This window comes from Microbulbifer mixtoriginis (SeqCode), assembly GCF_052467515.1.
The window spans coordinates 1852219-1865438 of record NZ_CP174314.1; the positions used below are offsets into that span (position 1 = coordinate 1852219).

Here is a 13220-nt window from a genome sequence, read left to right on the forward strand (position 1 = left end):
CTATTAATAGGGACCGCTGGAGATTTTTCAAGGGGTTTTGCTTGCTTCGGGCCTAAAAGGCACCTCGATATCGACAATCAAAGGCAGGTGATCCGAAGCTTGTCGGGTCAGCACGGTACGTGGCACTCGCACTTTTTTTATCACAATGCCGGCGCTCAAGAAAATATGATCGATTCGCACCTTGAGAAAAGTGCCTTTAGGGCTATGCCTGGGTGCTTGCTCCTGGGCATCGCGCAGGTAGCCGCAGAGGCGTTTACACTCGGCGGAAGTGGGCAGTGCATTGAAGTCACCGAGTAAAATCCGTTCGCCTTTACAGCGAGGGTTGCTCAGCCATTCTGGTCCCAGCAGGGCATCCACCTGCAGTAACCGCTCTGCGCGCGAGAGTCCGAGATGCGTATTGATCACCTGAATTTTGCTGCCATTATGCTCAACCTCTACCCAAATGGCGCCGCGAGGCTCATCTGCAGCGGGATTGAACAAGCGCCCCTTACCCTTGGGTGGCCCCGGTAAAATTCCTTTTTTGATCAGTTTTGCCGGCAGGTGAGTGAGAATGGCGTCGCCGTAGCGCTCTTCATTGAGGTTAATGGCTGGCTGAAAATGCACATCCATTGAGAGCAACCGTGCCAGCCGCTCAGCCTGATCAAGCCCCCCGGTGCGTTTACGTCTCACATCCAGTTCCTGCAAGGCGACAATATCGGGGCGGTAGCGGGCGATTACCCTGGCAATACGCTGCGGTGACAGAGTACCGTCGGTTCCTTTACAGCTATGCACATTGTAAGTCATGACTCGCAGAGTTTTTTGTGGCAGCTGGTGCTCATCCAGTTTCATTGGGTGGGCGCCGCGCAGGTAGGCCCTCGCAGCAGTGCGTAGATCCTGGGGGCGCCAGTAGCCCAGCCGCGGATCTGGCGGCTGTATATCTTTAGGCATTAGGGCAAAGGCGTGGGTTTCCCTGGGACCGGCGGCACCGTGGCTGCCGTTTTCCATGGCGAAAGTCAGAGGCTGTTCCTCGCTAGAGCACCAGCCGTACATCATAAAGTCGCCGGAGTCAGGGTGACTGCACAAGCTGATCATGTCGGCAATGGATTGCTCGGGGTAGGGGTGTTCGTCCCCCATCAACTTGCGGCCGTCTTCGGGCAACCTCACCGGGCCGTGTTTCCACCATCCGTGCACCGGGGACTTTGCCGAAGTGGGGTCCACCCGATAGAGCACCAGAGGCACATGGGCCTGTTCAACTATTTTGCGAGCGACCTCTTCTCGGCTGATATTACCCAATTCCAGGTTGTAGAGCATGGCCAGAGGGCCAAGGGCGGTGAGTGCCAGAGGGGTTTTACTGGTGCTGCAATCAACAGACTCCTCCTGTTTTTCTATGTCTTTTTTATCCATCCATTCGCTGCCAAATAAGCGCGCCCGCTCCAGCTGCACGCCGTGCCTGCTTTGGCCTGGCTCAATTTCTGGCGGTTTTGCAAGATCGGACAATGTCTCTGAGAGGGCATCGCCAAGGCTGCGGCCAAAGACCTCTTCGTAGGGCTTGGTTTGTTCCTGGCCGTGATCGGAAAAAATCCACACATCGTAGTGGCGCCGATCGGAGGCATGGGCGGCACGCCAAATGCGGGCTATGGCATCGTCGATACCCTTCAATACCCAGTGGGCGAACGCCGAGCGTGGGCCGCGTCGGTGGGACTGCTCGTCATAACCGAGCAAATTGACATAAATAATGGGTAGGCCGCGGCTGATGTCCACCTTGACCCCCATGGTGCAAAATTCTCTTGAGAGAATGGTGATACCGACCCGGGTGGGGACAAACATCAACTCCTTGAGCAGGTTTTGCCCCTGCATCACGCCGCGTATGCAGTCTACAAGGGATAACAGCAACTCCACCACAATCAGTGCAGCTGTGCGTATCAGACTCCATAAGTTGGTCAGGATTAGAACGGCAATAGTCCAGGGACTGGCACTGCGCAGGGCTGGGCCCCAGCCCTGATCGGCTGGGCAAAAGTGTGCCTCGCCGGTCTTGGTACCGGCGCGAAACAAGCTCAGGTAGCAACTGCCATCGCGCAGAAGGGGGTCACGCTGTTTGAACATATCCCTGCTTTCCACCAGCGCGGCCACTTCCGGGTCGTACATACGGCCGAGTTTTTGGGTTTCATGAATAAGAAAGCCAAAGGCCGGTACTGCCTGGCGCACACCGTAGAACAGCTCTGCCTGTACGGCGGGGGTGGTGGAGGGAATCCCGGAAAACATGTGTTCCAGGCGGTAGTGTTCTTTGCGGATCAGGCCCTTTAAGAAAGGCATCCGGCCCCCGGAAAGGGCCTTTAAGAGTTCCGGATGTGCCAAACCATCAATCTGGATCAGGATCAAACCCGGTGCGTGGGGTTGACGGCCGCTGGTGGAGAGTCCTAACAGTTTGGCGATCCACTCGCTGCGGCTGAAGCGGCGGCGCCAGCGCCTAATGGAAAGTCCGACTCTGCTTAACATAATGGGCGGCTATGGCTCCGGTGCCTGGCCAAATGCCGCACCGGCGGCTCCGGTCAGCCCTTCGATAATTTCCCACTGGGCACCAATAAGATTGCGCATGCGCATCCACTGGGCGAAGAGGGAGTCATCCAGGGCCCATCCGTATTTGAGCAGAGGTTGATAGAGATCCAGCGCTCTCTGTGCACAGCTGTGCATAGAGAAATCCCGTGCGGTGTTTAGGGCTTCTCGGTTGAGAGCCTGGCGTTGTTCCGGGGGTAGCTGGTAAAGCCAGCGGATTGCCTCAATAAAGCTTTCCAGGTTTATTTCTGTCACCAGTCGCCCATTTTTACCATTGCGTACCATTTCCCGGGAGCCGTTGGCATCCAGGGCAATAACCGGTACCCCTCCAGCCATGGCCTCAGAGAGCACTAGCCCCTGAGTTTCACTAGTAGAGGCGAAAACAAAAGCGTCCATGGCGTTGTACATGTCCCGGCGCGCCTCGCCGAGCACTGCACCGGGCATATGCAGACGCTGGGAAAGCCCCCGGCTGGCAAAAATTGCCTGCAGCTCATCCTCAAGTGGTCCGCTGCCGGCAAACAGGAAGTGAGTGTTGCCTTCATCTCGCATAAATCTCGTCACTGCATTGCAGAGGAAACGCAGATTTTTTTCCTGACCAAAGCGGCCCAGGTGGCCCACCACAAATGCGGATTTGGGAATACCCAGGCGCCGACGCACCTTGCTGCCGTCGCCGTTGTTGTAATCCTCCAGTTGAACGCCCGTGGGCACCTCGGCGATGGGGGTTTGAACGCCGCGCTCGCGCAATAATTTAACAATGCTGTGGCTGGGTGCCAGTACCAGGCTGGACAGGTTGGCATAGCGTGTGGCCAGCTCAATCACGAAGCGTTTCAGCACTTGAGAGTCAGCGGGTACATAGTGGGTATAGTGCTCATAGAGCGTGTGGTGGGTGAAAACCAGCGGTAGCTCCCGCTGCCGGGCTACCCGAAGGGCAGTCATACCCAGAAGAAAAGGGTGGTGGGCGTGAACGATATCTGGCTTGAATTGATCTAGCCGATCACTCAAATCCGGTGAAAAAGGCAGTGCTACTGAGAAGTCGCTGCCATTGAAATTTTGGATGGCGTGGATGCGTACAACGTGCTTTTCCCCGGCGATTTTCTCTGGAAATTCCGGGGCCACGATCAAAACCCTGTGCCCTCGCTTGCGATATTCCTCGCTGAAAGCAGCGACCGAGTGCGCCACGCCACCGACATGGGGTAAGTAGGTGTTGGTCAGCATGACGATATTCACTGGGACTTTAACTCCACAGATTGCAGCCCCTCGCCAACCAGTGTGGGTGGAAAGCCAATGGGGTTAACAGCAATGGCCGGTGGCTTTCCGTACCAGTCTGCGGTCCAGGAGACCTTTGGGCGGACTCCGGGAGTGATCTCTAGGGAAATCACTCCAAAGCGCGTCGGCGCTGGGCCGAAGCGAATGGGGACCTTGGCAGACGTATCCTTGAGCCATTCCGGCGGTAATCCTGAGACCAGTATCAAGGCGTCCTGTTCCTCTCGCACAAAGCAATTGCGCTGCATGGCGACCCACTCTGCAGCGGCCCAGGCATGCTGCCCGTCGCCCATGCAACCGCCCAGAGAGTGGGGGTGGATGGCTTCAGGCCACTGGCCGGTGGGGGAGGCCAGTTTGGCGACACTGCGCATCAACTCCAGGCATCGCCGATCCCCGGCGCGCAGTAAGACCTGGGCAATATGTAGTGTGAGGTAGGCATTGATTCCCGAGTGGATCATATCCTGAAAGAAACCGCCGCTGACAAAGCAGTTGTCGATCAAGAAGTCAGCCAGGTCGATCAAGCGGGGATCATCCGGGGGGTAGAGCTGTAGTGGATAGCCTGCCACCACGGACCCGATAGCTCCGGCATCCAGGCGCCGGTTGGGAGAGGCCGGCATGGCGGATCTTCCGAGCCGTTCTTGAGCACTGCTGAGGCTTTCGTCAATGGTGCGCTGAAAATCATTGGCGGCGGTGCTGAATCGGTGTGCATTGTCGTCGATGCCTTCTCTGGTGCAGATGGCGGCAGCGGCGTGTAATCCGGCTACTCCCCAAAAGTCATCCCAGTAATAACAGTCGTTGGGGCCCAGATGCTCTGCACTGAAGCCCGCTGGTAGCAGGCCCGCACAGAGGCTGCCATCCTGGGGCAGGCGCTTGTTGATAATCCATCTGGCGCCCTTGAGGATGGGCTCGCACCAGAATTGCTTAAGCGGCTTATTTGCCAGTTGGCAAAATAAGTTGAATATCCAAAGAGCTTCGCCGTTGGAATCCCACTCACCATCCTGGGAGTGAAAAAAACCATCGCGTTTTTGTCGATGGGGAAACTGATCCAAAGCCCGTTCTGCGCGATCAATCAAGCCTGCGTAAAGCAGTGACTGGATCATAAAGGCGGCATCCCGGAACCAGAATCGCTTGTAGGTGTAAGGGCCTGGGTACACATCTTTGGGGGAGTGCAGAATTAGGGTGCGAATGGCTGAGTCGTAAAGGAATTGGAAGTCCCGATCTGGAATCTCGAGCGCGCAGTGGCCTGCCAAGCTTTCCGCCCAGCTTTTCGTCTCTGTGTCTTTAGGGGTTTCGCTGTCGAGGGGAATTGAAACTTCCAGCTTCAGGGGTTTGTGACGCTCTAATCGAAACATGGCTGCAGCGGAGGCCATGCCCACATCACATTCACCCTGCATACGCCCAGTTTCGTCTTTCAAGTGCAGGTAAATATCCCCACCGCGATAATCTGAGGCCAAGTGCTTGTCGATGGGTTGACTGAATAAAACCGCTTGCTTGTCTTCAATGAGCCACCCCCGGCCTTGGTCATTGAGGCGCACCTTGTGTACAAAACTGACCCCCTCTGGATTACATGGGCGCAGGACTACCAGTAGCCAGCCGCTGTTCCGGCAACTGGCGGTAAGTTTGATGTTGCAGTGGGGGGCTCCATCAATGGCTTCTACGGCTACAGTGTTGCGCAGTTTGAGTCCGTGGCGAGCGGATTCCGTAACCACAGAGAGGTGATCATCCAGTTCCTGGTGTTGCTCACAATAGGTGAGGGAGGCGGGAGTTAATTCCTCGCCACCGTCGCCGATTACCCAGGCATCAATAGACCACCCGTCGTAGTAGGGTGTGACCAGGCCACGGGGATCGACCACCGGCAAAGCCTCACAGTCCGGCAACCCCACAGCGGTCCAATTGCGGTGGCTGAGGTTACAGTGGGTAATAGAAAAAGCCCGGGGGATAAACGAATTATCTCGTGGGTCAAACTGGCGTTGTATCCAATAGGGCCAGACCCAGTCCAGATTGTGCTGGATTACTTTGCTGTTGATCAGTGCACGGGCGTGAAATACCGCACCCGCACGCAGTAGCTCAATGGGCTCGCTGACTTCTGAGGGTTCGGCGAAGCGCTGTAAGCGAGCCATCAATGTCAGCGGATCAAGAAAACCGTGGGCGGTGGCAAATCGGCGTACGAAGAAGCGCCACGGTAGCCATTTCATCCAGGGCATCAGAGATCCTCTTCTTTCACGATCTTCTTCAGGGCGCGTCGCGCCATGCGTGTGAGGCCGATCAAGGCTAGTACAGCAAGTACAAAGCCCATGATGTAAAGCGCCCATTGCACCGTAGTGCGCTCCTCCACCTCACCCAGGGACGTTAGATCCGCGGCGATGGAGCCTACATATACATTGTTCAGAGTGAGGGGGATTACCCCCAGAGCATTGCCCAGTACGAAATCCCGCAATCGAACTGGTGTTAGCCCAAAGAAATAGTTGGAGAGCTTGAAAGGGAACAGTGGTACCAGGCGGGTTAACATGATCATCTGCCAGCCCTCACGACGAATCACTTCGCCCACCGTGGCGGGCTTTATGTGGGACATAATCCAGCGTGATGGCCTCTCTCCGAGCAAGTAGCGGGCAATCAGAAAGGCCAGGGTTGCGCCTAGGACGGTTCCCACCAGTACCAACAAAGTGCCTTTGATTACTCCAAATACAAATCCTGCGCCCATGGTGAAAATAACACCAGGCAACAACAATACGATCGCCAGGGCAACGATTAACACGAATAGCAGGCTGGTTTGCCAGCCCTGCTCATTGAGCCACTGGAACAGTTCGATCAGTCGCTCATCTAGGTTGAAATACATCATCAGGCTGAGCGCACCGGCCACGGCGATCAGGCAAATCAGAATCACAATTACCGGTAGGAATTTCACCGCCATAGAACTGCTCGGGAGCCAACAACAAGCGGTTTTGATCGCCGCCAGTTATTAGCCTAGCCAATGGAAAAGGGCAGGTGAAACTTCATTTTGACGCACCCGGATTTTATCGGGCGCTAGCACCTATAAAGGATTTATTGGCGGGGAAATGGCTCAGGCAGATATAAAAAAAAGAAATATGTAGGGGGAGTACACTGGTTGGCGTGGGGATAGGCGTGCTGACTAAGCGGTGAGCATGAAGCACATATACTTACTGGAATAATTGCATATTGTGCGGGTGTGTGCTGCTGCCAAGAAGGGGTGATCGTTGTTCAAGGGCGGGTTCGCAATATGGATCTTTATCGGCGCTGCCTGGAGCTCTGCCCCTGAGCCTGTGCTTCCGCTCAATGATGCAGTACAAACGGCCATTCGTACCAACCTGCGGGTGCAGGGCGCGGCTCTAGAAGTCGATGAGGCGGGTGATATGGTTGAGGCGCTAAAGACACGCCGTTACCCGCGATTGGAACTGAATGCCGCCATCAATCACAACCTCACCACCCAGAGCTATACCTTCCCTGAGGGTAGCCTTGTTCCCGATTCTGAAATAGGACCAATCCCACCAAACAATGTGGAGATCACCACCGAGCAGGGAACTACTGAGATTGTCTCCTTCAGTGCGCGCCAGCCTCTTACCCGTCTCTACACTATTGCCTTGGAAATCTGCGAGGGCTATGTCACCACGGCGATGGCGGTACAAAAAGTGCGTTGGACGCAGCAGGATGTCGCTTTTTTGGTAAAGCTGCAGTATTTCGAGGTGGGCAGGATTATCGGTGACCTCCAGGCAATTGATGAATCTATTTTGTTCTTGAGTTCCCTGAGTGACCTGGTGCGCAATTATGTCGACCAACAGGTGGCTCTGGAATACGAGTTGCTGGATGTACGTGCCCGCTTGGCCCAGCGCCAACTGGAGCGCCAGCGCAGGATTGATGAGATGATTACGGCCAAGGAGCGACTCAATGCGCTATTAGGGCGCGATGTAGAAACGCCATTTAGCGTCGAGCACCTCCCTGTACCTCATCAAGTCGTGTATGACACCGATGCATCCCTAGTGTTGGCCTTTGATCAACGCCCTGATTTTATTGAATCACTGTTGGCCATTGAGAAGGCTGAATACAGCTACGATGTTAAGAAATCTGAATATATTCCCGATATAGACTTTCACTTCAGCTATCTCAAGCTCTTTAACGTAAGCCTTGTGCCCGATGCCGAGGCAATCGTTGCTTTAGATTTACGCTGGGAGATTTTTGACTGGGGGCGCAAGCGGGATGAGCTGGCCAGCCGCGCGAGTAAAATTGCTGGGGCTGAAGTCAAAATGGGGGAGGTTCGCAGCCAAATTGAAATAGAGGTGCGTGATAGCTTGCGCAAGTTGCGGACTGCGCAGGAATCGGTAGCCGTAGCGCGAGAACTACAAGCGGCATATCGGGAAAAGTTACGGGTAATGATCAATCGCTATCGTGAGCAAACGACGCTATTAACCAACGTACTGGAAACGGAAACCCAGCTCGATCGCGCCAACAGCGACTACAACAAAGCGGTACTTTCTGTTTGGGGGGCGCTAGCCGAATACGAAAGAGCGGTGGGGGAGGTGTAACGATGTTGCGTTTACTCCTTTTACTGATGTTTCTGCTCTTACTGTCAGCCTGCCAAAGTGAGCCGCCGGGGAAAAGTCCGGTGCCTGTGCAAGCTACAGTGGCTCGTACAGAAAGTGGTATTGAGGGTTATCCATACTCTGCTGTGGTCCATCCCTATACCCAAGTAGATGTAGCATTTCGAACAGAGGGATATATCGATGAAATTCCAACTCGCCGGGCTCTTGGAAAAATAAGAATATTGCAGGGCGGGGACCGTGTGATTCAGGGAGAGCCACTGGCTATCGTCAACGACGAGCAATACAGAGATAAGGTGATTGAAGCGGCAGCGAATGTTAGTAAAGCAGAGGCTGCACGGAGGAAGGCGGACCTGGATTACAAAAGAGCTTCGGCTCTTTTTGCCACCGCAAGTATCACGGCACCGGATTACGACGCCGCCCGGGAGGAGTATGAGATCTCTCAGGCCTCTGTTGTAGGTTCTAAGGCGCGCTTGGATAACGCTAAAGAGAATCTCAATGACACGGTATTACGTTCACCCCTTACCGGAATTATTCTTCAACGCAATATAGAGGTCGGCACTCTGGTGCAAAGGGATGCCGTTGGTTTTGTGGTTGCCGATATCTCTCGTGTCAAAGTGGTTTTTAATGTGCCCGATGTGGTGTTGAGCTTTGCCAAACTGGGTAGTGTTATCTCTATGATGACAGAGTCCCAACCAGGCAAGACTTTTACTGGCCAGGTCACAGAAGTTTCCCCGAAAGCAGAGGAACGCACCAGAGTTTTTGCCGTTACCGTAACCGTGCCTAACCCCAATGCAATATTAAAACCGGGCATGATTATGAGTCTTTTACTGGACAAAATGCAGCCTCAGCCAAACCGGGTTGTGGTGCCCCTTTCATGTTTGGTCCCGCAGTCAAATGAATCGGAAGGCTTTGCCGTTTTTGTATTGGAAATTGACAACAATGTTTTACAGGCAAAGCTGCGCAGAGTGGTTCCAGGGCCGGTAGTGGGTAACAACATTGTTGTTTTACACGGCCTCAAGGAGGGGGAGCGGGTTGTGTCTAATGGTGCGTCACAATTACAGGATGGTCAGGCGGTAAGGATAGTGCCCTAGTGCCTCAAGGGAATATCAATGGCGGTTAAAGACGAAAAAACCAGAGAAGAAATCCTGGAAGCTGAAAGTGAGCACCGTTTTAATACCGCTCGCTTTTTTGTCGATAACTCCTCCATTTCATGGGCGCTACTGGTTGGGGTTATGTTTTGGGGACTTATCTCTTATATCGCGATGCCCAAAAGTAAGGACCCAGATATTCCTGTTCGTATAGCCACAGCAACAACTAAATGGCCAGGGCAAAGTGCTATCAAAGTTGAGGAGCTGGTAACACGACGAATTGAAGATGCCATCGCCCAGAGTGAATATCTATACCAGCCCGATGCGCGGTCCTTTGCAATAAAATCACTGACCCTTAACGGTGTGTCCGTAGTACAAACTCAGCTTGCCCCTCACACCGATGTCACCAAGGCATTTAATGATATAAACCTGAAACTTATTGACGCGCAGAGTCAACTGCCTTCAGGGACACAGGCTACTCAATTCAATGATGAATTTGGGGATACGGCTGCCGTGCTTTTGGCAGTGGCCAGCCCAAGGGCTGGAACTACTGAAATTAGCCTCCGAGCAGAAAACATTCGAGAAGCATTATCGGAGGTTCGCGCCAAGTATAAAAACCAGGGAGTAGAGCAGAGGGTCAGTATTATGGTGGCCCTGCCGCTTTCAGTGCATGGGGTGAATAGCTTGGCTGCCTTCAAGGTCTTGTCCCGGTGGATGGAGAAGCAAGGTTATGGCACTGCATTTAAAATTCTGTCGGGCCCCGGTTATATCGGCGTAGATTTTACTTCTGATAAAAGCGATGAAGAGTTGATGCGCGCGGGATATCGTTTTTTGAATGAACGACTCAGTGCACAGAGATTCTTTCCCGATGCCTGGGATCCATTTATTGTGCGAGATCTTGCTAAAACTCGTGAACGTCTTACCCAAGTAGCCGGGGCAAAATATAGCTATCGGCAGCTGGACGATTTCTCTGATCTGATTGCTTCGAATATTTATACTATGCCTCAGGTGAAACGGGTGCTGCGTTCCGGGGTGCTGCAACAGCAAGTTGATTTGGTTTATTCCCAGGAGCGGCTTGCTTCTTACGGCCTGCGCCCGGATATGATTGGCCCAATACTCAATGCTCGCAATACAACCATTCCTGGCGGCAATCTGACCGTTGAAGATATGGATGTCGCAATATTCCCCAGTGGGGACTTTAGCAATTATGAAGAAATTGGGGACGTACCGATCACTTTAAGTGATGATGGTACACCGGTGTACTTACGGGGTGTACTGGATGTTTCAATGGGGTATGAGTCGCCGCCAGAACTATTAAATTACTATGTTAGCCAGTCTAAACACGATGGAACATGGCAACGGCATCGCAGTGTCAACTTATCGGTACAGATGCGTGATGGTGAGCAAATCGGCGAGTTGGGTAAGGCACTCACTAAGCTGTTGGATAAGGTTAGGGCCGACTTGCCGCCAGATTTAATTATTGAAAAAGTATCTGATCAGCCCAGACAAGTAAAGGAAAGTGTGGGGCTTTTTATTGAAGCGTTGGTTGAAGCCATTATCCTTGTGGTTATTGTTGCTTTTATCGGGTTTTCTGATTGGCGTTCCGCTGTCCTACTGATGATCTCAATCCCGATTACTTTGGCAATGACTTTCGGCTTTATCCAGTTTATGGGGGTGGATATTCAGCAAGTCTCTATTGCAGCCTTGATTATTGCCCTTGGGCTTTTAGTGGATGATCCTGTTGTTGCCGGGGATGCGATCAAGCGGCAGATGGCCGCGGGTAAACCATCGTTTATTGCTGCCTGGCTTGGGCCAACCCTACTTGCGAAAGCCATTTTTTTTGCGACGCTCACCAATGTGGTTGCGTATTTACCTTTTTTACTGCTAACCGGTAATCAAGGTGATTTTTTGCATAGTTTACCAATTGTTATGGCCTGTGCATTGATCGCCTCCCGTATAGTATCTATGACTTTTCTGCCTTTCATAGGAAATCTTCTCTTGCGCCCACCAAAGCGTACAGAGCCAACACTGGAGGAGCGGCGGAAATATGGGCTTACAGGTGTGTACTATCGAACCGCCAGCTGGGCAATAGATCACAGGAAACTTGTGCTACTGGCATTTTTACTTATTCTGGTAGTAGGAGTGGTATTGAAAACGCAGTTAAAGAATGCTTTTTTTCCAGATGATATTCAATATTTGTCCTATGTGGATGTCTGGTTGCAGAATGATGCAAGCATTGATGAAACAGATAGTGTTGCCAAACAAGCGGAGCAGGTGATTAGACAAACAATAGAAAAGTATCAAAAAGAAAATGGTGGAAATTCTGATGAGCCAATTCTACAAGCGCTGAGTACTACCGTTGGTGGAGGCGCACCGCGTTTTTGGTATACAGTGAACCCTCGGCCACAGCAGGCTAATTATGGTCAAATTATTATCCGTATCAATGATAAAAATTTGACTCCAAAGTTGGTCCCGATTATTCAGGAAGCCCTCAGTAAGAATATCCCAGGAGCCGATCTGGATGTGCGCCAATTGCAAACTACTCCGGTAGATTATCCCTTTGAAATAAGGGTTTCAGGGCGTGTGACAACCGGTTCTGAGGAAGAGCGTAAGGATATTATCATCTTGCGAGATATTGCCGAGAAAGTGAAAAATATTGTACAGAAATCGGCATATGCTCGTACGGTTCGCCAGAACTGGGGAGAGAGGAGTCTTGTGCTTTATATGAATGTTCTTGAAGACCGGGCAGCGATGTCTAGAGTCACGAATGCCGATATTGCCCAGGCTTCATCAACGGCAATTAATGGTAATGAGGTGTCCACATTACGGGAGGGAGACAAAGAAATACCAATTGTTGTTCGCCTCCGACTGGATCAGCGTGGGCAATTGCAGGATATTAACAACCTTTATGTGTTTTCATCAGATACGGAAGTAAGAGTTCCCCTAGAGCAGGTGGCTACAACAAGAATTGACTTTAGAACTGAGCGAATTCGTCGTTTGGAAAAATTTCGCACGATTTCCGTTTTTGCATACCCTTATGCTGGATTTATTGCCTCAGATATTATGGGAGATGTGAAAGATGAGTTAGATGCCTTGCAAAAGACGCTGCCCAGTGGTTACCAAATACAAGCTTCTGGAGATGCGGCTAACTCAACACATGGGTTTGCACAGCTACTCATGATACTTGGTGTTTCCTCAGGGGCTATTTTTTTGGCTCTGGTTTTCCAGTTTAGTAACTTATTGAAACCCTTGGTGGTATTTGCCACCGTACCACTGGGTATGGTGGGTGCCCTTGCAGCGCTTTATATCACTGGCCAGGCATTCGGGTTTATGGCTTTTCTGGGGATAGTAAGCTTGGTAGGGGTAATTGTCAGCCATATTATTGTCTTGTTTGATTTTATAGAAGTGCGTCATGCCGCAGGCGACCCTTTCAGAGAGGCATTGTTGGACGCGGGGATCCTACGACTAAGGCCAATCCTGATCACAATAGCGGCTACTACCTGTGCCCTGGTGCCTCTCGCTTTCCATGGTGGTCCTCTTTGGCAGCCTTTATGTTTTGCCCAGATAGGAGGCTTGATATTGGCAACCTGCGGTACTTTGCTACTGGTGCCGGTGCTTTATACCCTGATGGTGGTGGATTTAAAGTGGATTCACTGGCACGAGAGGGATTCAGGCGCGGAAGACGGCAGTAGAAACATGGTAGAAGCATAAGAACTCTACTTAGCCACCAGTGTCCTTCAGCGGGATTAGTCACCTCATATCGCTTAATTGGTTTGGTATT

At 52.2% G+C, this 13220-nt stretch carries 7 protein-coding genes; 3 read left to right on the plus strand and 4 right to left on the minus strand.

What is annotated here, in order from left to right; genetic code table 11:
- Positions 1–27: 27 nt before the first annotated feature.
- From ACJJIT_RS07960 to ACJJIT_RS07975, 4 genes are read right to left on the minus strand one after another with little or no spacing between them, the layout of a single operon-like run.
- A complete protein-coding gene (locus tag ACJJIT_RS07960) occupies positions 28–2475 on the minus strand; it encodes an endonuclease/exonuclease/phosphatase family protein (RefSeq protein WP_444900578.1) in 2448 nt (815 codons plus the stop codon).
- A gap of 9 nt (positions 2476–2484) precedes the next feature.
- Positions 2485–3759 carry a glycosyltransferase gene (locus ACJJIT_RS07965; RefSeq protein WP_444900579.1) on the minus strand — a complete coding sequence of 425 codons (1275 nt, stop codon included), beginning with the start codon at positions 3757–3759 and terminating at the stop codon, positions 2485–2487.
- Positions 3756–5999: a hypothetical protein gene (locus ACJJIT_RS07970; RefSeq protein ID WP_444900580.1), complete on the minus strand. Its 2244-nt coding sequence runs from the start codon at positions 5997–5999 to the stop codon at positions 3756–3758. The genes ACJJIT_RS07965 and ACJJIT_RS07970 overlap by 4 nt, the downstream gene beginning before the upstream one ends.
- Positions 5999–6706, minus strand: a complete 708-nt coding sequence (locus ACJJIT_RS07975; RefSeq protein ID WP_444900581.1) for a TVP38/TMEM64 family protein — start codon at positions 6704–6706, stop codon at positions 5999–6001. Before ACJJIT_RS07975 ends, ACJJIT_RS07970 begins: the two co-directional genes overlap by 1 nt.
- Before the next feature lie 304 nt (positions 6707–7010).
- On the opposite strand from ACJJIT_RS07975, the gene ACJJIT_RS07980 reads away from it, so the two are divergent.
- From ACJJIT_RS07980 to ACJJIT_RS07990, 3 genes are read left to right on the plus strand one after another with little or no spacing between them, the layout of a single operon-like run.
- Positions 7011–8333, plus strand: coding sequence for a TolC family protein (locus tag ACJJIT_RS07980; RefSeq protein WP_444900582.1), 1323 nt, complete (start codon positions 7011–7013; stop codon positions 8331–8333).
- A 2-nt stretch (positions 8334–8335) separates the two neighbouring features.
- Entirely contained in the window at positions 8336–9442 is a 1107-nt protein-coding gene (locus tag ACJJIT_RS07985) for an efflux RND transporter periplasmic adaptor subunit (protein WP_444900583.1), read from the plus strand.
- An 18-nt stretch (positions 9443–9460) separates the two neighbouring features.
- Complete coding sequence (locus ACJJIT_RS07990; protein ID WP_444900584.1) at positions 9461–13150, plus strand: efflux RND transporter permease subunit; 3690 nt, start codon at positions 9461–9463, stop codon at positions 13148–13150.
- Positions 13151–13220: the final 70 nt, after the last annotated feature.

Excerpts from the sequence above, each read along its gene's own strand:
- ACJJIT_RS07985 (WP_444900583.1), top strand. The coding sequence starts at position 8,336 with ATGTTGCGTTTACTCCTTTTACTGATGTTTCTGCTCTTACTGTCAGCC.
- ACJJIT_RS07970 (WP_444900580.1), bottom strand. The coding sequence starts at position 5,999 with ATGCCCTGGATGAAATGGCTACCGTGGCGCTTCTTCGTACGCCGATTT.
- ACJJIT_RS07975 (WP_444900581.1), bottom strand. The coding sequence starts at position 6,706 with ATGGCGGTGAAATTCCTACCGGTAATTGTGATTCTGATTTGCCTGATC.
- ACJJIT_RS07960 (WP_444900578.1), bottom strand. The coding sequence starts at position 2,475 with ATGTTAAGCAGAGTCGGACTTTCCATTAGGCGCTGGCGCCGCCGCTTC.
- ACJJIT_RS07990 (WP_444900584.1), top strand. The coding sequence starts at position 9,461 with ATGGCGGTTAAAGACGAAAAAACCAGAGAAGAAATCCTGGAAGCTGAA.